Genomic DNA, 21,813 nt, shown 5'->3' on the forward strand with positions numbered 1-21,813 from the left:
TCGTGGTGGATGTCCATGGGAGGGAGGAAGTGACCTTCCCTCGACTTGCTGATCGGTGAGCGTTCCAGTTTTACCAGCGAAGCACTTACTAAGAAAAGCCAAACTTTCACTACAGGAACTCCCTTTGATGAGGATACCTTCCCGGGCCGATTTGCCTATTCCGGCCAGAAATCCCAGGGGAATGGAGATAACTAGAGCGCATGGGCAGGAGATCATCAACAGGGTGAGGGCCTGGTAGAGATGGGAGGATGTGAATATTCCCCGGATTAAGGGCAAAATGAGGAGTAGTAGAGCAAAAGAAATAATTGAGGGTGTATAGAAGCGGGCGAATCTGGTGATGAGGCGTTCTGTAGAGGCTTTTCTTTGCAGAGCTTTTCCTAAGAGTTCTGTAACGGTGTTAATGGTCGAGTTTGCATAATTTTTGGTGGCTTTGATGATCAAACTTCCTTCTCTGTTGATGCTTCCGCTTAAGACTTCGTCTCCTTTCTTTCGGAAAAGCGGTAGTGGTTCCCCGGTGAGACTGGAGGTGTCAAGATGAGACGTGCCTTCAAGAATAATCCCATCGAGGAGAATTTTTTCTCCTGGGTCGATTCGGATAATCGCTCCTTCTTCAACTTCCTGGGGAGGGATGTCCATCCAGCGATTATCCTTTTGCACGTGCACAAACTCGGGTTTACCAGCGAGGAGATGTTGAATAGAGCGGGAGGAGCGTTCCAGAGCCGATTTTTCTAAAAATTCTCCCAGAGCGTAAAGAGCCATTACCGTGGTGGCTTCCGCGAATTCCTGCAGAGCCAACGCTCCGGTGGTGGCTAAAATGACCAGGAAGTTTTCGTCGAAAAGTCGTCCCCTCCGTAAGTGTTTCAGAAACTTCCTGAAGGTTCCGATTCCTGCGGTCGTATACCCTGCAAAATAAAAAACGACTGGTAGAAACCGGGGTGCTGTGATTCGGAGGAAAATCAAACCGAGCGCAAGGAAAGCAAAGGGGATAATGGTCCAGAAAACCTTTTCCGAATGGATTAGGTTCCCCTTTTTAAATAGAATCTGCTCTTCTTTTTTATCTTTGCCACAGAGAGAACAATTCACGATTCACACCTCTTTTAAAAATATGAATATATATTCATATATTTAATGATATCGCAATTTTTCGAATAAGCAAGGACCTCGGGCAAAAATTGGATCGTAGTTTTCGAGAGGATGATAGGGACCTGATGATCATGGATTCACTCCTTGCCTGGTTGTCATATGTTCTGAAAATTACAGGGTGTTGCGAGGGAGTGATACCTTGAGAACTGATTTGACTTTCTGTGGGTCAGTTCGATGGTTCCAAGCGGGAGTCATTACGTTTTGGCGGCAATTCGGGTCATTTATCAGTGGATTAAAGTGCTTCTCTTTGTAGATGGGTCTTGGAACACCGTGGAGCACATCTTCAAAGGGGGAAATAGTCTAAATTTTACTAAAATAATAAAATTAGTTCATGATAGTGGAAATAGAGCTACCCATTGCCCTGTTTTTGTTTCTAAAGAGGTGAAAAACGATGGAAAAGGAAGTACGGATGAAGATAGAAGGAATGCATTGCCAGGGCTGTGCCAGACTGATCCAGGATGAACTGGAAGAAATTTCTGGGGTGCAAAGGGTAGAAATTGATTTTGGCAATAAAAGAGGTCGAATTCTTTTTGAATCAGAATTGGTCTCAGTACAGAAACTGGTCGAAATCATAGAAAGGCTTGGTTATCGGGCAACGGTTGAAGGTGACGGCGAAGAACCGGAGGGAAGAGAAACTTCGGGAGGAAATGAGGTTGCCCGTAGTAGCCGTGATTATCCTTTTTCCAGGAGGGTTACGCTTTCCATTTCGGGGATGCACTGTAGTGCCTGTGCAGTTCTCATTGAGAAGGCTCTGAAGAAAAGTCCGGGAGTTCTGGAGGCGCAGGTGAACTTCGCGGCGGAAAGGGCTCAAGTTATTTTTGATCCTGGGGTAACCGATGTTGACAGGTTGATTGCAAGAGTTCGGGAAACAGGATATGGTGCATCGTTTTCAGAAAAGTTAGTCGAAGAGGAATCTCAACGACGCGAGCAAACCCTTCGTTTACTGAGGAATCGATTCCTCTTGGGTTTGTTTTTGAGCTTGCCCATGGCCTATTTTATGGTACTCGATTTTTTTCCTCGATTTCCGGGGAGTGCTGTACTTCCACCGTGGGTAGGGGTGCTTTCTTTCCTTTTTACCACTCCGGTACAGTTTTTCCTGGGGATACCATTTTACCGGGGTACGTGGTCTAATCTACGGCTTCGGTCTTTCAATATGGATAGCCTCATTGCCATTGGTACTTCGGTGGCGTACTTCTATAGCTTATACAATTATCTCCTCTATGCGCTCTCCCACGGTTCCTTCCTGCTCGCAGGAGGCACTAAGATACCACATCTCTATTTTGAAACTTCGGCTTTTTTGATTACCTTTGTACTTTTGGGAAAATGGCTGGAAGGGAAAACTAAGGGAGAAACTTCGAAGGCGGTGGGAAAACTGCTGAGCCTTCAGGCTAAAACCGCGCGGGTAAAACGAGGCGATGCATTTGAGGATATCCCCCTGGAAGAAGTTCGTGAGGGGGATATTGTTCGGGTTCGCCCTGGGGAAAAAATTCCAGTGGATGGCCGGGTGGTTAAGGGCTACTCGGCGGTGGACGAATCGCTGATTACAGGGGAAAGTCTCCCAGTGGAGAAGAAACCCGGGGATTCCGTTATTGGATCGACCCTCAACAAAACCGGGAGTTTTGAATTGGTGGCGACGCAAGTGGGAAGAAATACGGTTCTCGCTCGCATTGTCCAGCTTGTGGTTGAAGCACAGAATTCAAAAGCCCCGATTCAGACTCTGGCAGACCGCATTGCCAGCGTTTTTGTTCCCCTGGTTCTCTCGATAGCGTTTCTGACTTTTCTCGTTTGGCACTTCTTTCTAGGTGCTTCGCTTTCTTTTTCTCTTCTGAGTATGGTTTCGGTGGTGGTCATTGCCTGCCCCTGTGCTCTGGGGCTTGCTACACCCACAGCGCTCATGGTGGGAACTGGGAAGGGGGCAGAGTATGGAATTCTCATCAAAGGAGGAGAAGTTCTGGAAAAGGTGAAAGATATCGACCTGGTTATTTTCGATAAAACGGGTACCCTCACCAGAGGAAAACCATGGCTCACCGACGTGGTCGGGTTCAGAATTCCGGAGAAAGAAGTGCTCAGGATTGCGGCAACATTGGAGAAATCTTCTGAACATCCTCTGGCGGAGGCCATCGTCGGTAGGGCAAAGGAAGAGGATGTCGCTTTGGGAGAAATAGAAGAGTTTCTGGCTGTACCCGGAAAAGGTATAATTGGAAAGATTGGAGGCCAGAGATATTACCTTGGTAGTCAAACCTTCACTGTTGAAGTGTTGGGAGGAGAATTCCAGGGAAAGGAGGTGATTGAAAAACTTGAGGAAGAAGGGAAAGCCATCGCGATACTCTCCACGGAAAAGGAAATTCTGGGGTTTTTGGCGGTCGCCGATACTGTGAAAGATACTGCTCGGGAAACGGTACGGAGGCTCAAGGATATGGGGCTTGGAGTGTCCATGTTGACCGGGGATAATTACAGGACCGCCCGAGCAATAGCTCGGCAAGTGGAGATCGCTGAGACCAACGTTCTTGCTGAGGTCATGCCTGAAGAGAAAGCCAGTGTGGTGCAGAAGATTCAAAAAAGTGGTCAAAAGGTGGCTTTTGTCGGAGATGGAGTGAATGATGCGCCGGCCCTGGCGGTGGCCGATATCGGTATTGCCATGGGAGGGGGGGCTGATGTGGCTTTAGAAACCGGTGATATAGTCCTGGTTAAAGGCGATCCACAGGATGTGGCGACAGCGATGGAGTTGTCGTTCAAAACTCTGGGTAAAATTAAGCAGAACCTCTTTTTTGCTCTCTTTTATAATCTTTTGGGAATTCCCATCGCAGCTCAAGTTTTTTCTGGTTTTGGGCTCTCTTTAAAACCGGAACTCGCGGGCCTTGCGATGGCTCTGAGCTCGGTATCGGTGGTGACCAATTCCCTTCTGTTACGAAATTTTCGCCCTGGGAAACGTGACGTTTTGTCTCAACTGGCTCCGCTTTTTATGGTGGTCTTCTTTGTCTTTCTCTTTTTCAGCTTTGCTCGCTTGAGTGGCAGTATGAATCACTGACCATTTGTATTATTCATAGGTATGAACATTTTCCATAAATCGACATTCCGAAAGACCAGTACTGTGCTCCTCCAGCTGCACCGAGGACCACGATCAGATTACCTCGGTTGAGTAGGGTAAAGGCGGTCAATATGAACCTTCGGCTTTCTTTCCGGTAAAGAGCATGGTCACATTCCAGTGGGAAGCTGGTGTTTCCTACCGGGAAGCCGAAAAGGCTGAGAAAAGACGAAGAAGAAGACCTCTTTCGTTTGCAAGCTGTCTTGATACCTTTGGGTATCTTATGGTTGTACAGTTCTCTGGGGTATAATGGGAAAAAACGAAGGGAGTGGTAGGGGTGATATTCCCTTTTCTTGCAGTGTCCACCAATACGTATCATGGTTTTTCTCTCTCCGATGCGCTTTCGGGTATTTCCAGAGCTGGTTTTCGATTTGTGGAGTTGGCCTGTGTCAAGGGATGGACCAATCATTTCGATCTCGAGGCGTATTCGCAGAAAGATGTGGAGGACCTTAAAATGATGCTCAGCTCGTTTGGGTTAGAGGTGGCGAGCTTGAGTGCTCATTCCAGTCTCGCCACGCAAAGCGGAGTTCTATATCTTCAGAAGGCTCTTCACTTTGCCAGAACGATTGGGGCCAAGGTGGTCAATACCGGGACGGTGGAAAACGAAGAGGAAAAGGACATCTGCCTACATAACCTTGAAACGTTGACCCAGAGCGCGCAGAAAGAGGGAGTCAAAATTGGGCTCGAAATCCATGGTGAGTTCTTAAAAAGTGGCCAAAAAGCCATGGGATTCATGGAGGAAGTGCGTTCACCCTTTATAGGGGTGAATTATGATACCGGTAATGCCATTTTTTATGGAAGCGTACGTCCGGAAGATGATATCACGTTTTGTATTCCCTGGCTGGTACAAATGTTCCAGAAAAGAACCGTACACCAGGGACGAGACAATTCCACGCTTTCGTGACGCATTGACCCGAATTTTTGCTCTTTCCAAGAAAATTCCCTCCTATATTCTAAAAATGTAATCGAAGTACGATATCTCTATCGTAGTTACCAAAACCCCGGCCAAAGATATTGATACCACCTACATTCTGAGCGTCGTCTTTGATACCAATTCGGACTTTGATGGAGGAATGCTCGTTGATGTGGAGGTGGTTCAGGCTTATTTCGGAAATTTTTTCTCCATCAACAAACGAACCATTTTCGGTAACAATCCAGGTTTTGAGAAGACCGTACTGGGAACCTTCCAGTTTCCACCACAGAGGAGTGAAGCGCCCTCTTTTATCACCAAAATCACCTGGAGAGATCCAGGTACCGATTTCCACTTCATTCACCCAGAGAGTGAGATCCGAAAGCCAGTGTTTATTGGTTCCCGGGACTTCTGAAGAGAGTTCCATTAAAATTTCGATTTTTTTGAGTGGTTTCCCTTTGTAAAGGGCGTTGTTGGGAAATTTGTACTCAACGAACCCCTTTCCAAACCAGAGAAGTCCTGCTTTCACTCGTTCAGGGTTCCAAAACGAATCCGGAGAATCTAGAAAACCAATGATTTTTTCAGGAGAACACAAACCACACGGTGGACTGATTTCGAATTTGGTGTATAGTCCAACTGGCATCTCCACCTCAATCACGTCGTCTTCTTCGTTTTTTTCGGTGGTTGATGGGAAACTAATGATGATTTCGCTGTATTGAGCACTACAGAGTTTCTGTGAACCTCTTTCCCCCTTTTTGTTTTCGACTTTCACTAATCCTGCTTTTTCCAAAATATTGATGTTGACCACGGCGGTGGACTGAGGAATATTGAGCTTCTGGGCAATCTGGCTGACATTTAGTTTTTTCCCATTCAGAATCTCAAGTATGCGAATTCGGACTTCAGTCGAAAGTGCTCTCAAAATGTTGGTATCTTTTCCCGTATTGAGAATTAAAATGTTTCCTGTTTTCTTTGACATGGTTTCGACCCTTCCATTAAATCAAATAAATTGATATAAAGCATAAAAAACAATATCCTCTTCGAAGAAGATAACACTATATTTTTTAGCTGTCAATGTTCAATTGAACAGTATTTTCATTTTTGTTCCATAAAACGATCACAAATTATATATCAAAAATTTTGATATATTTTTCTTTTTCAGTGAAGATATGATATGAAATTCGAGGATGACCTCTGTGACGGGAAGGGCGAAAAACGCAGCCTTCGAAATTTTGCTTATGCCATATCGCTTGAAGTTGTCCGCAATCAGAATGAGGATCGGCTACATAGGGCAAAGCATGTTGTGCCTACTACATTTTGCAGTGAATGTTGATGAAATGGTTACAGAGCCTTTATCGATCCTGGTCCCAATTATCCGTTGGTAAAAGTAGCCTTTATATGGTGATAGTATGTTCTCAGTGAAAAAGTCTTTGCCTGAATACTAAATACGCAGAGACTAAGGAACTTAATGAATATGGTGGCTTTTTCTTGTCGCTTTGTTCTGTAAACCAAAATAGATACAACGCATCCTGTGGGAAAGTCAAAGAGGTAGCGTTTACCATGTTTATTGTCATTCCTTGTGCATTTGACTTCCTTCGCTGTATGTTCCGTGCAGCTGGCGACTTAATAATTGAATAGCGGGTTTTTGATGAACTGGAGTTGCGCCTTTGTTTCCGGTTCAATTTCGAAGGAATTTCTTTTCCTTACCCTTTGTATTCTAAATGTTTGAGGCAGTTTGATAGGGTTTTCGTAACCAAACTGTTACTAGTCAGTGTGTTACCTTGATCATGGTGGATGGCCGAAAACAATTTTTCAGCGAGAAATGTCTTAAAGTAAAGAAAAAATTTGTTATGGTCCATTGACATCCTTAGCTGTTTTTTGTAAACTTTAGGTAAAAATAAACTATGTTATTAAAAGTCAGGTGGTAAAAATGGTAATTACTGACCGCAATGCGAAGAATATGTGTGAAACTCGCTCGGGTAACAAGATTTATTGGCTCGTGACCGCCGAAATGGGGGCACCAACGTTTGAACTGCGTTACATCGAAATTCCCCCGGGTGGGAAGAGTAGTTATGGTTCTCATCCTCACGAACACGGGGTCTTTATCGTGGAGGGAAATGGAAAAATTGTGACTCGTAATGAGGAACACGAGCTGTACCCGGGTCTGGGGGTCTTTGTGGCCGGTGGCGAAGAACACCAGTGGGTCAACCTGAGCAATAGTCAACCTTTTGGTTTTGTCTGTGTGGTTCCGAAAGGTGCCGAAAAAGAGGCTAAACCTCCTTGTTTTCAATAGCCATGATGGTACTTCAATTTGGGGCTGGGAATATTGGTCGGGGCTTTATGGGACAGTTGTTTCATGAAGCGGGATACGAAATTCTCTTTGTGGAGAGTAACGAAGAATTAGTGAATCTTCTCAACGAACGCATGTGTTATCCACTTCGTCTTCTTGATGCGTATCGAAAAGAGGTTGTTGAACTTGTGATTCCTGGCGTAAGGGCGGTTTCCACTAAAGAACGAGAACGGATTGTAGCCGGATTTGAGGAGGCTCAGTGCGTGGGCACAGCGGTGGGTATTCCCAACTACGGAGCTATTGCTCCACTTCTTGCTGAGGGGATTTTGAGGAGGAAAAATAAGCAACTGGATGCTCTTGATTTTTACCTCTGTGAAAATGATTTGGCTGCGCACTCAAAGTTGAAGGAAGCTGTATGGTCGCACCTGGATCCTGAATCTCAGAGATGGGCGGAGGAACACATCGGTTTTGTACGGGTGAGCGTAGCGAGGATGGTGCCGGGACAAAGTGGAAAAAGTGACGATCCATTACTGGTCATTGCGGATGCGTATCGGGAATTTCCCTATGATGAGCATGCTAGGAGGGGACCACTGCCCAACCTTGCCACTATGAAGCCCATTTACCATTTTGAAGCTGAATTTCAAAGAAAAATCTATACCTATAATCTGGGCCATGCTGCGCTGGCATACCTGGGATACCTGCGTGGGTATCGTTATGTCCACGAAGGTTTTGGTGATACCTGGGTCAACGCCGTTTTTAATGGGGCTCTTCAAGAGACTGCATCCGCCCTGTTCCGGAGGTATCCGGATTTATTTACTCCAGAGAATCATGAACATGTTCTTCAGGATGTGCGTACTCGCTTCGGCAATCCGCTACTCCAGGATCCCATTGCTCGGGTGGCAAGGGATCCAGTCCGCAAGCTGAGTCCTTCTGATCGTTTGATCGGGAGTGCTCGACTTTGTCTTGAACAGGGGGTATTTCCAGAACATATTGCTGCCGTTTGCGCTGCCGCTTTTTTGTACGATTACCCCGATGATGTAATGGCACAGAATTTGCAAGAGCGAATCCAGAGGAAGGGGATTGAATTGGTTCTCCAAGAAATCACTGGGGTATCACCCCAGAGTGATCTGGGTCAAAGAATCATTGAAGAGTATGATAGGCTCAGAAGAAAGGTTTTATGAGAGGAGTGAAAGCATGAAAGCAGCGGTTTTCTACGGACCGAAGGACCTGCGTATAGAGGATGTGTCAACTCCCAGAATTGGGGCTGATGAAATCCTTTTGAAAGTGGCTTTTTGTGCCATCTGTGGTACGGACGTGCGGATTTTCAACCATGGACACCGTTCTATCAACAAACCTCAAATCATCGGCCATGAGATTTCGGGAGTTGTGGCTGAAAAAGGGAAAAATGTTGAAGGGTTTGACATCGGAGACCGGGTGATGGTCGACCCCATCGTTTCCTGTGGGAAGTGTTACTACTGTCAGCGAGGAATGACCAATCTGTGTCTTGAGTTCAAAAAAACTACCGAAGCATTTGGCTATTACTATCCTGGTGGTTTTGCTGAATACATGGTCATTCCGGAAAAAGCTTTACGAAGAGGTAATCTGGTTAAGGTGCCTGAGGGAGTAAGTTTGGAGGAAGCAGCGATTGCCGAACCCTTTGCCTGTGCCCTCAATGGGCAGGTGCTTTCGCATGTGGGTTTGGGTGACACGGTACTCATCATTGGGGCTGGTCCAGTGGGATGCATGCACGTAGGTTTAGCCAGAAGCCTTGGAGCCACTAAGATTATCCTTTCTGAGGTCAAGGAAACGCGGTTAGAAATAGCGAAAAAATTCCTGGCCGATGTCTACGTTAATCCCTCAGAGGAGGACCTTTCCCAGGTTGTGATGCGTGAAACTGGAGGAATCGGAGCTACGGTTATCATTGTGGCCGTTTCTTCAAGAGTGTTGCAAGAACAAGCTCTTCAACTCGCAGCCTGTCACGCCCGGATTAACTTTTTTGGAGGGTTACCCAAAGAGGATAATATCGTGGCTCTTGATAGTAACGTGATCCACTATAAGGAGATCTACGTTCATGGTACTTCCGGTACCACGACCAACCACATCCGTACTTGTCTTGAACTTATGGCGGCTAAGCGGGTAATGGGAAAAGAATATATTAGTGCTATCATTGAGCTTTCAGAGCTTCCTACATTTTTGGAAAAGGAAGTTCAAGAGGGTAAGTACTTAAAGGTTCTGGTGAAACCGTAAAACGGGCATGAAGTACTTCGTTGTTGGGGACTTAGGAACGAGTGGGATTAAAGTGGGTTTAGTGAGCGAAAAAGGGGAGATGGTTGAAAGCCTTTACCTCCCTGCCCGTTACCAGGCGAAAGGTCCGGGGAGAATGATTCAAAAAAGTGACGATTTTGTTGAAGAGTCGTTGAAAGGCATCCGTTTTGTGCTTGGGAAAAGCGGTATCAATGCGAGAGACGTGGTTGCTCTGGCTTTTAGTGGTCAGATGGGTGGAGTGATTGGTGTTGACCGCGATTTCCAAAGCCTTACCGGTCTTGACATGGGTTTAGACCTTCAGTCAGAATCGTATAATCACTTTTTCCAAGAAGAATACGCTGATTTTGTGAATGAAAAGAGCTGTGGATCACCGAGGAACTTCCCCAAAATTCTGTGGTGGAAGAGAGAACGGCCGGAGACCTATAACAAAGTGGCTAAATTTGTCACCCTCAATGGGTACGTGGTAGGTCGTTTAGGGGGATTACGAGCTGAAGAGGCTTTTTTGGATTATAGCTTGCTCTCTTTTTTTGGAAACGAGGAAATGGAACGGAAGCAGTGGTCCGAGGAGGTAACCAGGGAGCTCGGCGTTGACCTTACGAAATTTCCTCGAATTGTTGAGCCATGGTGCACGGTGGGTGCCGTTTCTCCCTGGGCGGCGTCTTCCTGTGGTCTTCTCTCCGGAACACCCATTGTCGCTGGTCTTGGCGATCAACCGGCCGGGTTTTTGGGTGGTGGTTTTACTACTCCAGGTGTTTTGGTCGACGTCGCAGGAAGTTCGACAATTCTATCCACATTTGTACATCAACCAGTACGTCAACGGGAAAAACCTGCGGTCATGTACATGATTGCCGCTCAGCCCTGGGGATATCACGCGTTTACATACATTAACGGAGGTGGAACGACGATTCGCTGGTTGGTCGATACGTTTTTGAATGGAAAAGAGGGAATGCAGGAGGACTACTACGAGTGGATGATCGAAAAAAGTAGCCAGATTCCCTGTGGTTCTGAAGGGTTGCTTTTCGTACCCTATTTTGGAGGAAGACAATGTCCGTATGATGTATCGATAAAGGGGGCCTTCATTGGGTTGAGCTGGTGGCATGGCAAGGCCCATCTTTTTCGCTCGGTACTTGAGTCATTGGCGTACGATTACGCTCTGGGATTTGAGGCGATCCGGAAGATATTTCCCCAGCATTCCTACGAAATGATTTTTGTTACTGGTGGAGGAGCTAAAAATAGACTCTGGAATCAAATCAAAGCCAGCGTGCTTGGTCTTCCGTATATGCCAGTTGACGACTATAAGTTTCCCCTTCTTGGTTGTGCGATTGTAGCTGGATATGGGGTTGGGCTCTTACCAGAAGTTTCTCCCCTTTTCCAAGACGTGCCCACGTATGAGAGAATGGTTCAACCGGATATGGCGGCTCATCGGGTTTACGAGAACTATTGTGGTCTTTATAGTCGTCTTCTGGATCAGCCTCTTCAGGTGAGTTTTCAAGTGTTATGGTCATTTCTTAGAGGAGAATCGGTGAATTATGGATGATTTGCAAATTGGTATTGTGAGTATACTCTATTTTGAAAAGGGCTTGTCGCAGCAGGAGATTGCATCACGCTTGGGGATTTCTAAAATGACTGTCTCTCGCATTTTGCAAAGAGCGAAGGACGCTGGTGTGGTGGAGATTCGCATTCAAAAACCATTCGAATGCAACGAAAAACTGGAGAAGAGCATTCAGGAAAAGTTTGCGGTTCCTGAGGTTCATGTGGTGGTTCAAAAAGACCTTCAAGAAGAGTCTGCTTCCTTCTTGGGGCGTTTCTGGGCGTTTCAAATGAACTTGGGTTTTTCCAAAGGTCAAATTCTTGGCGTGGGAGTGGGTCGGACGATTGCCGAGGTTGTGCACCATCTTTTACCCATGAAAGTAGAGGGTGTTGAAGTGGTCCAACTCTTGGGAGGACTAACCGATGTCACGCGAGAAAACCCTTTTTCTATTGTTCAGGAGTTATGTCGAAAACTGAAGGCCAAAGGAACGTACCTTGCTTCTCTTGCCACCGTGGAGAGCAAATCCTGGCGAGACCATCTGCTCTATCAAACTTCTAACGGTATTGAACTCTATAAAAAGTGGACAAAGTGCAAAGAAGCACTGTTTGGCTTTGGGGCTATCGATGGGGGGACGTTGTTGGGGTCCCATCTTGTGACTGAAGAGGAAATGGAGGAGATACGCGCTAAAGGAGGTGTGGGTGATGTGTTAGGCCATGTCTTTGATGGTAACGGGCACTTTATCCATACCCGTCTTGAAGAACGTTTGGTGAGCATTCCGGTTGATATTCTTTTCAAGGTGCAAAAGCGGATTGCCATTGGTGGAGGTCTCTTTAAAGCGCGGGCGCTCTGTGGTTTACTCCGTACCGGGGTGGTCACGGCCCTCGTTACTGACGAAGTTTGTGCCCAACGTATTTTGGAAATAGGTTAATGAGTTGATTATTCTGTCTTTTTGTTCGCGTTGTCACCCCACGAGTGTTTTCATGTCTAAGAAAAGGGGCGGTTTTTTGCCATCTTTTTCTGTCAGTTTCCTTTAGTCCCCGTTTGAGGTCCCTATCTCCTTTGTGAAGTAAGTGGCCTAAAAATTTTGATTGGCCTATTTCCTTTTTGGTAAAAATGTCTTTGGACGGATTGACATTTGGTAAAAAGTTTATTAGTATTTTATCAACAATAGATATTTATAACTTTTGATACTATGAACACATTCGGGAGGTGTAACAGATGAGTACAACCAAAACCAGGAGATTGAAGTACGGTATGGTGGGTGGTGGTCCAGGTTCATTTATTGGTGCAGTGCATCGCATGGCGATTGCTTTGGACGATACCGCTGAACTTGTTGCCGGTGCGTTCTCGAGTAAACCTGAACTCTCTAAGCAGCAGGGCGAAACGCTCGGTCTCGATCCAAAAAGAGTATACGGTTCTTATCAGGAAATGGCTGAAAGAGAAAGCCGGTTAGGAGAGGGAGAAAAGATTGATTTTGTGGTCATTGTCACCCCCAACGCAGTTCACTATCCTGTGGCAAAAGTATTTCTTGAAGCCGGATTTCATGTGGTTTGTGACAAACCCATGACCACAACGCTTGAAGAAGCTGAAGACCTGTATCGATTGGTCAAAAAATATGATGCGATTTTTTGTTTGACGCATAACTACACCGGTTATCCTATGGTGAAACAGGCCAGAGCAATGATCCAGGGAGGGGAACTTGGGCAAATTCGCAAAGTCGTTGTGGAATATCCACAGGGCTGGCTTGCAACTCCTATTGATGCGCAAGGACAAAAACAAGCTGCCTGGCGGACTGACCCGGCTATAGCAGGGGCTTCCTCATGCATGGGAGATCTGGGTTCCCATGCAGAGAATCTGGCCCGTTATCTTACGGGATTAGAAATTGAGTCTCTCTGTGCGGATATGACGACCTTTGTGCCAGGGCGAAGGTTAGAAGACGATGGAAACGTTCTTATTCACTACAAAGGTGGGTCGCGAGGTGTACTCTATGCGTCGCAGATTTCTGTTGGTGAAGAAAATAACCTCCGTATCCGGGTATATGGGGAGACGGGGTCTATTGAGTGGCATCAAGAAAATCCCAATTACCTTTACGTTCGTTATATCGATAAGCCTTCTGAGATTTACAGCCGGGGAAGTGGATATCTGAAAGAGCTGGTTCAAGCCAATCAACGTCTCCCTTATGGGCATCCCGAGGGATTTATTGAAGCTTTTGCGAATATCTATAAGCGGGCGGCGAATGCGATTCGTGCCAAGAAAGATGGCACTGCCCCATCACCGATTGACCTCGATTTTCCTACCGTTGTCGATGGTGTTTTGGGGGTCCATTTTATTCTGAAGTGCGTGGAAAGCGGTAAGAGCGGGGCATGGGTTGATGCCTCGTATAATCTCCCAGCATGAGGAGGTGGAATTGATCGAGGGATATGATTGAATTTTGGTGGTTTCCGAAGTTTCGAAAAATGGAAAAGGGAGGTAAAGTGATATGGCCACACAAATTAAGGGTCCAGCGATTTTTTTAGCCCAGTTTACCACACCAAACCCGCCTCGTAACAACATTGAGAATTTTGCGCAATGGGCTTCGGATCTGGGGTTTAAGGGATTACAGGTCCCTTCATGGGATCCGAACATGATTGACCTTGACAAAGCTGCCACATCTAAAATGTATTGTGATGACTATGCCGGAAGGCTTGGGAAAAAAAACTTGACTGTAACCGACCTCTATGGTCTCCAGGGTCAAATGATTGCTATTCATCCGGCTATGGAGGATCTATTTGCTTCTTTCCATCCAGCTGGTCTTAAAGGAAAAGCACTGGTAGAGTGGGCGCAACGAGAACTCATGAAGATCGTTGATGCCTCGGTTAACTTAGGATGTAAAGGTGTTCCAGTGCTTTCGGGTGGTATGGCTTGGAATTTTGTCTACCCCTGGCCACAACGTCCAGCGGGACTGATTGAAATGGCGTACAAGGAATTGGCCAAACGCTGGTTACCGGTTTTAAACTATGCGGCTGATAAAGGAATTACCATTAATTTTGAACTCCATCCCGGCTGTGACCTCTTCGATGGTGCAACTTTTGATATGTTTTTGGATTACACCAACAACCATCCGGCGGCATGCATCAACTACGATCCGAGCCATTTTGTGTTGCAGCAGCTCGATTACATCGAATTCATCAGAGTATATGCCGACCGAATTAAGGGATTTCACGTTAAAGACGGGGAGTTTGTGCCCAGCGCAAAACAGGGTGTATATTCTGGAATGCAACCTTGGCCGAAAAGAGCGGGTCGTTTCCGTACCGTTGGTGATGGTCAGGTCAACTTCAAAAAAGTCTTCAGTCTCCTTACCGAGATTGGTTTTGATGGCTGGGCAGTTTTAGAGTGGGAAGATCCGGTGCGGAGTCCGGATCAGGCGGCGGAAATTGCGGTTCAATTTATCGAAGACCATCTCATTGAGGTTGCTGAATATGCTTTTGATAACTTCTTAGCCACCGGTGTGAACGAAGAGGAGAATAAGAGGATTTTGGGAATTGTTGATTAGGTAAAAGGAGGTTGGGAACCATGAAAAAAGTACTCGGGATTTGTGTCACCGTATTGTTCATTATGGTTTCTGGGTTGGCTTTTGCTGCCCGCGAGCTTCCTCCCGATGCTGTTGTGGCTGGTGTGGTCAATGCCAACGAACGTTTGGAAGACGGGACTGTCGGCGTGGATATGAGTGTACTCGCACTTACCCCCGAGGATGAGCAAAAGCTTCGGGATGGTAACTACACTGCAGCGATCGTCATGCATGTTCTTGATTCTTCCTGGTCACAGCAGCAGATTGCCGGAATGAAATCGATTTTTGATAAATACAACGTCAAAGTGATTTCCATTACGGGCGCTAATGCTCAGCCCGAGGTACAGATGGACAACATCGAAAGTGTTATCGCAATGAAACCGGATGTGATCCTCAGCATCCCTGTTGATCAGACCTCCGAAACCCCTGCATACCTGAAAATCGCCGAAGCAGGTATTAAACTTGTGCTCCTTGACATGATTCCCGTCATGCTCGAGCATGGGCAACACTATGTAACAGTGGTGTCGTCTTCAAGTTACGGAAATGGGGTGGCTGCGGCGGATATCATGGCCTATGAATTCATCAAAAGAGGTGTCGAGAACCCCAAAGTTGCAGTGATGAAACTGAACTTTAAGCATTTTGTCACTGAAGAGCGGTTGCGCGGTTTTAAGGAACGCGTAAGTCAGGCGTATCCATGGATCAACATTGTGGCAGAGTATGATTTCCCTTTTGATATGCCTAAGGTGACCGAAATTTCCGCCGGAATGCTTACCGCTTACCCTGACCTTGATGGAGCGTTTGTCATCTGGATGACTCCGGCAATGTCACTTGTTGCAGCAGCGAGGGAGCTTGGGAAAGATCCAAAGAAGTTCGTGATTACCACCGTGGACCTTGAGGAGGATGGGGCGTATGAAATTGCTTCGGATGGGTACATTAAGGGTACTGGTGCTCAGGATCCCTATACCAATGGTCAAGCCGAAGCACTCGCCGCCTGTCGGGCAATTTTAGGGTATGAAAATCCCAAGTACATCGCTGTTCCTGGTTATGCTGTTTCTCGGCAAAACATCATTGAGGGATATAAGAAGATTTTAGGTGTGGAGCCACCGGACAAGATTAAGCAGGCGGCGATGCAGCAATAAGGAATTGGGAATAGTCTGGGTTGACCGAAAAGAGGTCAACCCAGACTGGAAATGGGGCGGTCATCATGATAACAGTGGAAACCTTGGAAAAGAGCGATGGTTTGGCTACCTCTCAGAACGTGATTATGTGCCTTCGGGGAGTTAAAAAGAGTTTTCCTGGGGTGCAGGCTCTAAAGGGAGTTGATTTTGAACTGCGTCGAGGTGAAGTGCACGCCCTTATTGGTGAAAACGGGGCTGGAAAATCAACCCTGGTGAAGATTGTTATGGGCGTTTATCGCAAAGACGAGGGCGTCATGCTCCTCGATGGGCGTGAGGTCGATTTTTCCAATCCCGAACAAGCTCGGGAACATGGTATTACCATGGTTTTCCAAGAGCTCAGTTTAATCCCTTATCTGGATGTGGCCCAGAATATCTTTTTGGGAAGAGAACCTAAAAACAAGTTCGGTCTTGTCAAGTATCGGGAACTTTATCGCTGGGCAAGGGAACTGATCGAAAGATACCATCTCCAGGTACCGTTCAAAGTTTCGGATACAATCGTTTCCTTGGGTCGGGGAAACTGTCAAATTGTGGAAATTTTAAAGGCGCTCGCTCGGGAGGCCAAGGTGCTCATACTCGATGAACCGACGGCCTCTCTTACCAAGGATGAAGAAGATAGTCTCTATGAAATTATCATGACCCTGAAAGCGCGTGGGGTCAGTGTCATTTACATTTCACACCGTCTTGAAGAAGTGTTACGTAATTGTGATCGGATCACCGTTTTACGAGATGGCGTCAAGGTCACGACTGGAGATGCGCAAAACCTGAATGTGGATGTCCTTGTCGAGATGATGACGGGTAAGAGTTTCCATGGGAAGCAAATAAGTAGAGGAGAGACAAACATAAGGCGATTGAAGCAACCGATTCTTGCGGTGCGAAATCTTTCGGTCGGCGAGCGTGTACGGGGAGTCTCTTTTGAAGTCTATGCGGGGGAGGTATTGGGGATTACCGGTCTTATGGGCAGTGGTAAGAGCGAAATTGCTCGGGCACTGTTTGGTATCGATCATCCGAGAACCGGGGAGATTACGCTCCAGGGAAAGTTGCTCAACGTTCGGAATCCCATTGGTGCTATTCGGAATGGTATTGCGCTCATTCCGGAAGATCGCAAGCGTGAGGGTTTGATCTTGATACACTCTGTGGAAGATAACGTCACGCTCTCAGTAATTCGAGATTTTTCCAGAGCTGGCTGGTTCCAGAGAAAGCGGGCTCGTAGGGAGGTGGAAAAACAAGTGTACCGGTTGATGATTAAAACACCAACCCTGCAACAGCAGGTTCAATATCTGAGCGGTGGAAACCAGCAAAAAGTTGTGGTAGGCAAGTGGCTGATGCGCAAACCGAAAATTTTAATCCTCGATGAGCCAACGGTAGGCATTGATGTCAATGCTAAAAGGGAACTCCGCGATTACGTTCGGGAGATGGTCGCTGATGGTAGCTGCGGAGCAATTCTTTTTTCCTCGGATTTGAACGATATCATTCAGGCTTGTGATCGAGTACTCGTTCTCTATCGGGGGCAAATCATCAAAGAATATCCTCATGCAGCTCTTCTTTCTGAAGAGTCATTGCACCGGGCCATTCAGGGTGTAGTGGAAGCGTAAGAAAGAGTCGGAAACGCGAGGAGGATGACGAATACGGTGCGTGAAATGGACGTTGTGGGAAAACATCAAGAACAACAGAAGGTCCGCCTTAAGGTCTTAGGGCAGTTACTGAGAGGAAATGTAGCCCTTATTGTCTTTGCCATTGTGGTGGTTATTTTTAGCATCCTCAATCCGAGATTCTTAAGTTTTGCCAACTTTGCAAACATTGGTCGTCAGGCTGCGATGATCATTGTTATGGCTTGTGGTATGACCATGGTGATCGTGTCGGCGAACATTGACCTCTCAGTTGCTTCGACCCTTTCCTTAGGGGGAATGCTTTCGGGTCTTATAGTGGAGGGAACGGGGTCGGTATGGTTTTCTATCGCTGTGGCGCTGGGTTTAGGTGTTGGAGCAGGGTTGGCCAATGGGCTGCTTGTGACTCGCGGGAGAATTCCATCCTTTCTGGTGTCACTTGGTATGATGGGTATTTTACGTGGTCTGGCGATGCTCGTCACTGACACCAAGCCGGTGGTCATTTATAATGAACCGTTCTGGCGGGCTTTCGGTGATTTTGATATTTTTGGTTTCTTTCCCATTTCTATCCTTTGGACGATTATCATTGTCGCGGTAACCCATATCACTTTAACGTATACTTCTCTGGGACGGTACATCTATGCTACGGGTGGCAATCAGGAAGCGGCGTACTTTACCGGCATTAACACCAAAAGGACCATTGTGACTGTTTTTGTGATCATGGGTATTCTCGCAGCATTTTCAGGAGTGATGTTTGCTTCCAGAATGCATGCTGCCCGTCCTGGGACTGGAGAGGGGATGGAACTCAATGTCATTGCTGCAGTCATTTTAGGAGGTACGAGCCTCTCTGGAGGAAAGGGTACCATTGTTGGTTCTATTATTGGTGCCTTGACCATTGGTACCCTCAATAATGGGCTCATCATTCTTGGATTCAACACCCATGTGCAGATGCTGGTCCGGGGCTTGGTGATTATTTTGGCGGTTTTAATTTCGCGAGAGCACTAATGAACGAAGGGGGTTTGAAAGATGTCTCAGTCCATTCGTATTGCCTTGATTGGTTCAGGATTTATGGGTAAAGCGCACAGTCTGGCACTTTCGCAAATTCCCATCCTTTTTCCCGATGCACCGGTCAAACCAGTGAAGTCCGTGGTCGTCGATGTCACCGAAGAGCTGGCGAGGAATGCAGCGAGAATGTTCGGTTTCGAAAGGTGGAGTACGGACTGGCAGACGGTGGTGAGCGATGTCAGTGTCGACCTTGTCGATATCGTCACACCGAATTTTCTCCACAAACCCATTGCCATTGCTTCGGCTCGAGAGAAGAAACACATTTTCTGTGAAAAACCGCTTTCTCTCAATGCGTCCGAGTCTCGAGAAATATGCGAAGAAGTCCTGAAGGCTGGTGTCAAACACGGAATGGGTTTCCATTACCGGAAAATTCCTGCCATTGCTTACGCAAAACAGCTTGTGAACGAAGGCAAAATAGGGGAAGTCTACGCCTTTCGTGGTTTTTACCTCAATGATTGGGCTCGTGATCCCCAGGGTCCCCTTTCCTGGCGTTTTCGCAAAAACCAGGCTGGCTCTGGGGTTATTGGGGATCAGTGTACCCATGCTATCGATATTGCTCGTTATCTTTTGGGTGAAATCACCCATGTCTGTGCCTGGACGAAGACGCTGATTCAAGAACGTCCTTTGCCGACATCGGCCTTCGATGCCTTGGGTCGGCAGACTCAGGAGAAAAAGCAAGAGTTGGGAACCGTGGATGTGGATGATGCCTGTGCACTCCTTTTTGAAACCGAAAACGGAGTGAAAGGCATTCTTGAAGCCAATCGGTGTGCCAGTGGACGTAAAAACTATCTCTCTTTTGAAGTTAACGGGAGCAAGGGTTCGCTCTACTTTGATTGGGAACGGAACAACGAGTTGTGGTACTGTTCTAATGATGTACCTTTCGCCGAGCATGGCTACAAACGGATTATGGCCGGTCCTGCTCATCCTTGGGGACAGCATTTTTGGCCTATTAGTGGAATTAACATTGGGTATACTGAAGCCGTAGCGTTGAATCTCTACCAGATGCTCATGGCTATTGTGGAAGACAAACCGTTTGACCCAGATTTTGTGAGTGGCTGGCGCATTGAAGAGATCGTCGATGCTGCACTTGAAGCAAGCGAGAAAAAGATTTGGGTGGAGTGCCACCGTTCTTCCAATCTTATGGTGTAAGGAGGAAAAACATGGTGCAACGTGAAAAAGCTCTTTCCATGCCATACTGGTGTGTGGGAAACCCAGTTGGGGATCCCTTTGGAAAAGGGGTGTTGGAACGATTGACCTCTTTGGAAGTGACGGACCTTCTTTGTGAAGCCAAAGAACAGGGACTCATCGAGTATACTTCAGCCCATGATGATGACCTTGTACCCTGGGACCCTAAGAATGCTACTGACGACCAGGACCCCAGGAGTGAGACGGCAAAGATTTTATCGACGATTCGAGAAAAGCTTGAACGTATAGGGTTACGTTTCAACACCGTTTCCTGTGACCTCCATAGTCATCCACTCTTTCGTAACGGTGGTTTGACCAATCCAGATCCGAGGGTGCGGCTTTTAGCTTGGCAAAAGGTGATGCGGGCACTGCGCATTGGTGGATTTCTCGGAGCGCGCTACTATACCTACTGGGTGGCGCGGGATGGTTTTGAGTGTCAATTTGCTGTTTTTTGGGAAAAAACGTATGAGTTTCTTAAGGCGGGGCTTAACATGGTTCGTCGTTACATTGGGGAGATGGGGCTCCCATTTCAAGGAGGGACAATCGAATACAAGCCCAATGAACCTCGAGGGGAGATGTTTTTGCCTACCGTGGGACACGCACTGGCACTCATTGGAGAGTTAGAGGACCCAGATTTCTGGGGTGTGAATCCAGAGGTGCTCCAGCACGATCAAATGACTGGTTTAACCTCAATTGGTGCGGTGGCCTTTGCCTTGAGTATGAACAAACTTTTCTTTCTCCATGTGGGTAATCAAAAACCGAACCAGTTTGATAATGACAATCCACCACTGGTAGGTATGGATGGAATGAAGGAATTCATCAGCATTCTCTATCTCCTCAATCGTTGGAACTGGGATGGAGTAGTAGAGTTCGATAATCACATGCTTCGTACTGATGCTGTTCCTGGTACGGAGGAGGAGCTTACCGTTCGTCGAGAATATATTAAACTTGTGGTAGACCTGTACCGTTTGGCTGAGAAAAAAGCGTTGACGTTGGTGAATGACCCGCTCCTTTCCTCTCTTCAGGAACGGCTTTGGCACAGATATCAGGATATTGAGGACATTCTCCAGTCTGCTCAATTGAGCGAACTCCTTTCCACGAGGGTTGATGTTGATGCTGTCCTGCTTGAAAAGTCCCGCATTGGTCAGCTTGACTTTGTGGCCAACGAAAGGCTTTTGGGGATGAGATAGTTGAAAAGTGGAACGAGGTTAACTTCGTTATTAAACCGTGAGCACGATTGATTGTATAATCGTATTCATGTTTGGGAGTGGACCACGCATGGGGTTTAGTACTCTTTGCCGGGAATGTATTCGTTTTTAAAAGAGTCAAGTCGTGAATACCGGCCCAAGTTTGCTAACTCAAAACATTTAGAAGGCATGACATGGGTTGCTCTCTGTGATAGAATGAGAACATCAAAATTGACGCAAGGAGGGAAACGATGAGCAAATCACGGGTTGCCACGATTTTTCTTTTGCTGCTTCTCTTGACTTCTTTGATGAGTTCTTGCCTGAACCTGGAGAAGGTTAAGCGTTTTCGATACGAGGTGACGTTCAAAACCGAGGGAGAAACGAGAACAGGGTTTCTGGAGGTTTCTTCCTTTCGGGAAGGGGATAAGGCTCGGGTAAAGATCGACTTTGCGCTGGGGGAAGAACAGCTTTCGACCACCGTTGACTTAGAAGGGGACGATATATCCAGTGCCATTTTGCCTCTGGTGATGGGTAATCCCACCCTGGCTACGGTGCTCACTCCTTTGGGAACTGTTCAGGGATTGATTATGGCAATGTCCATGGGAGGAGCATTGCAGGTTGGTTTTAAGAGCACGCAGACGGATGATAAGGGAGAGACTATGGAGATTCAAATTCCGTCTTCTGAAACTCGCTTTGGTAAAGAAGCCCTGTGGTTCGAATCTTATGTGGATGGAGAGCTGGCTTTTCGAGCGCTTATCGAAAAAGAAACCTTTTTTCCTTTGGTGGTTGATTTCCGGGATCCAGAGATTCTCGAAGCAGGGCAGAG

At 46.8% G+C, this 21,813-nt stretch carries 18 protein-coding genes; 16 read left to right on the forward strand and 2 right to left on the reverse strand.

Annotated elements, in window-relative coordinates; genetic code table 11:
• Positions 1-1,083 (reverse strand): HAD-IC family P-type ATPase (locus tag ABDK92_08365; protein MEN3186625.1); only part of this gene is annotated, 1,083 nt, incomplete at its 3' end.
• 451 nt (positions 1,084-1,534) lie between these two features.
• Here ABDK92_08365 and ABDK92_08370 point away from each other — a divergent pair.
• The 3 genes from ABDK92_08370 to ABDK92_08380 all read left to right on the forward strand — a co-directional run bounded on the left by ABDK92_08370 (position 1,535) and on the right by ABDK92_08380 (position 5,132).
• Positions 1,535-4,171, forward strand: a complete 2,637-nt coding sequence (locus ABDK92_08370) for a heavy metal translocating P-type ATPase (GenBank protein ID MEN3186626.1) — start codon at positions 1,535-1,537, stop codon at positions 4,169-4,171.
• Positions 4,172-4,334: 163 nt separating this feature from the next.
• Complete coding sequence (locus tag ABDK92_08375; protein MEN3186627.1) at positions 4,335-4,478, forward strand: hypothetical protein; 144 nt, start codon at positions 4,335-4,337, stop codon at positions 4,476-4,478.
• 27 nt (positions 4,479-4,505) lie between these two features.
• A complete protein-coding gene (locus ABDK92_08380) occupies positions 4,506-5,132 on the forward strand; it encodes a sugar phosphate isomerase/epimerase family protein (protein MEN3186628.1) in 627 nt (208 codons plus the stop codon).
• A gap of 49 nt (positions 5,133-5,181) precedes the next feature.
• On the opposite strand, the gene ABDK92_08385 is transcribed toward ABDK92_08380, so the two are convergent.
• Positions 5,182-6,114 carry a helix-turn-helix domain-containing protein gene (locus tag ABDK92_08385; GenBank protein ID MEN3186629.1) on the reverse strand — a complete coding sequence of 311 codons (933 nt, stop codon included), beginning with the start codon at positions 6,112-6,114 and terminating at the stop codon, positions 5,182-5,184.
• A gap of 951 nt (positions 6,115-7,065) precedes the next feature.
• On the opposite strand from ABDK92_08385, the gene ABDK92_08390 reads away from it, so the two are divergent.
• The 13 genes from ABDK92_08390 to ABDK92_08450 form a co-directional block, all read left to right on the forward strand.
• Positions 7,066-7,428 (forward strand): cupin domain-containing protein, encoded by a 363-nt coding sequence (locus ABDK92_08390; GenBank protein MEN3186630.1) that lies wholly within the window; start codon positions 7,066-7,068, stop codon positions 7,426-7,428.
• Positions 7,416-8,606 carry a hypothetical protein gene (locus ABDK92_08395; GenBank protein ID MEN3186631.1) on the forward strand — a complete coding sequence of 397 codons (1,191 nt, stop codon included), beginning with the start codon at positions 7,416-7,418 and terminating at the stop codon, positions 8,604-8,606. The genes ABDK92_08390 and ABDK92_08395 overlap by 13 nt, the downstream gene beginning before the upstream one ends.
• A 13-nt stretch (positions 8,607-8,619) precedes the next feature.
• Positions 8,620-9,672, forward strand: a complete 1,053-nt coding sequence (locus ABDK92_08400; GenBank protein ID MEN3186632.1) for a zinc-dependent dehydrogenase — start codon at positions 8,620-8,622, stop codon at positions 9,670-9,672.
• 7 nt (positions 9,673-9,679) lie between these two features.
• On the forward strand, positions 9,680-11,227 hold the full coding sequence (locus tag ABDK92_08405) for an FGGY family carbohydrate kinase (GenBank protein ID MEN3186633.1): 1,548 nt from the start codon (positions 9,680-9,682) through the stop codon (positions 11,225-11,227).
• Positions 11,220-12,149, forward strand: coding sequence for a sugar-binding domain-containing protein (locus tag ABDK92_08410; GenBank protein ID MEN3186634.1), 930 nt, complete (start codon positions 11,220-11,222; stop codon positions 12,147-12,149). The genes ABDK92_08405 and ABDK92_08410 overlap by 8 nt, the downstream gene beginning before the upstream one ends.
• 290 nt (positions 12,150-12,439) lie before the next feature.
• Complete coding sequence (locus ABDK92_08415) at positions 12,440-13,618, forward strand: Gfo/Idh/MocA family oxidoreductase (GenBank protein ID MEN3186635.1); 1,179 nt, start codon at positions 12,440-12,442, stop codon at positions 13,616-13,618.
• A gap of 82 nt (positions 13,619-13,700) precedes the next feature.
• Complete coding sequence (locus tag ABDK92_08420; protein MEN3186636.1) at positions 13,701-14,753, forward strand: sugar phosphate isomerase/epimerase; 1,053 nt, start codon at positions 13,701-13,703, stop codon at positions 14,751-14,753.
• A gap of 20 nt (positions 14,754-14,773) precedes the next feature.
• Positions 14,774-15,907 (forward strand): substrate-binding domain-containing protein, encoded by a 1,134-nt coding sequence (locus ABDK92_08425; GenBank protein MEN3186637.1) that lies wholly within the window; start codon positions 14,774-14,776, stop codon positions 15,905-15,907.
• Between the two features lie 65 nt (positions 15,908-15,972).
• A complete protein-coding gene (locus ABDK92_08430) occupies positions 15,973-17,538 on the forward strand; it encodes a sugar ABC transporter ATP-binding protein (GenBank protein MEN3186638.1) in 1,566 nt (521 codons plus the stop codon).
• 24 nt (positions 17,539-17,562) lie between these two features.
• Positions 17,563-18,555: an ABC transporter permease gene (locus ABDK92_08435; protein ID MEN3186639.1), complete on the forward strand. Its 993-nt coding sequence runs from the start codon at positions 17,563-17,565 to the stop codon at positions 18,553-18,555.
• Between the two features lie 21 nt (positions 18,556-18,576).
• On the forward strand, positions 18,577-19,764 hold the full coding sequence (locus ABDK92_08440) for a Gfo/Idh/MocA family oxidoreductase (GenBank protein ID MEN3186640.1): 1,188 nt from the start codon (positions 18,577-18,579) through the stop codon (positions 19,762-19,764).
• Positions 19,765-19,775: 11 nt separating this feature from the next.
• Positions 19,776-20,990, forward strand: coding sequence for a hypothetical protein (locus ABDK92_08445; protein ID MEN3186641.1), 1,215 nt, complete (start codon positions 19,776-19,778; stop codon positions 20,988-20,990).
• A gap of 248 nt (positions 20,991-21,238) precedes the next feature.
• A partial coding sequence (locus ABDK92_08450) for a hypothetical protein (GenBank protein MEN3186642.1) occupies positions 21,239-21,813 on the forward strand: 575 nt, incomplete at its 3' end.

Source organism: Atribacterota bacterium (assembly GCA_039638595.1).
Taxonomy (GTDB): Bacteria; Atribacterota; Atribacteria; order Atribacterales; family Caldatribacteriaceae; genus Profundicultor; species Profundicultor thermophilus.

Bases quoted from the DNA above. Each gene is read 5' to 3' on its own strand.
- ABDK92_08435 (MEN3186639.1), top strand. From the start codon at position 17,563: ATGACGAATACGGTGCGTGAAATGGACGTTGTGGGAAAACATCAAGAA.
- ABDK92_08415 (MEN3186635.1), top strand. From the start codon at position 12,440: ATGAGTACAACCAAAACCAGGAGATTGAAGTACGGTATGGTGGGTGGT.
- ABDK92_08440 (MEN3186640.1), top strand. From the start codon at position 18,577: ATGTCTCAGTCCATTCGTATTGCCTTGATTGGTTCAGGATTTATGGGT.
- ABDK92_08390 (MEN3186630.1), top strand. From the start codon at position 7,066: ATGGTAATTACTGACCGCAATGCGAAGAATATGTGTGAAACTCGCTCG.
- ABDK92_08385 (MEN3186629.1), bottom strand. From the start codon at position 6,114: ATGTCAAAGAAAACAGGAAACATTTTAATTCTCAATACGGGAAAAGAT.
- ABDK92_08430 (MEN3186638.1), top strand. From the start codon at position 15,973: ATGATAACAGTGGAAACCTTGGAAAAGAGCGATGGTTTGGCTACCTCT.
- ABDK92_08425 (MEN3186637.1), top strand. From the start codon at position 14,774: ATGAAAAAAGTACTCGGGATTTGTGTCACCGTATTGTTCATTATGGTT.
- ABDK92_08405 (MEN3186633.1), top strand. From the start codon at position 9,680: ATGAAGTACTTCGTTGTTGGGGACTTAGGAACGAGTGGGATTAAAGTG.
- ABDK92_08410 (MEN3186634.1), top strand. From the start codon at position 11,220: ATGGATGATTTGCAAATTGGTATTGTGAGTATACTCTATTTTGAAAAG.
- ABDK92_08375 (MEN3186627.1), top strand. From the start codon at position 4,335: ATGGTCACATTCCAGTGGGAAGCTGGTGTTTCCTACCGGGAAGCCGAA.
- ABDK92_08400 (MEN3186632.1), top strand. From the start codon at position 8,620: ATGAAAGCAGCGGTTTTCTACGGACCGAAGGACCTGCGTATAGAGGAT.
- ABDK92_08445 (MEN3186641.1), top strand. From the start codon at position 19,776: ATGGTGCAACGTGAAAAAGCTCTTTCCATGCCATACTGGTGTGTGGGA.
- ABDK92_08420 (MEN3186636.1), top strand. From the start codon at position 13,701: ATGGCCACACAAATTAAGGGTCCAGCGATTTTTTTAGCCCAGTTTACC.
- ABDK92_08370 (MEN3186626.1), top strand. From the start codon at position 1,535: ATGGAAAAGGAAGTACGGATGAAGATAGAAGGAATGCATTGCCAGGGC.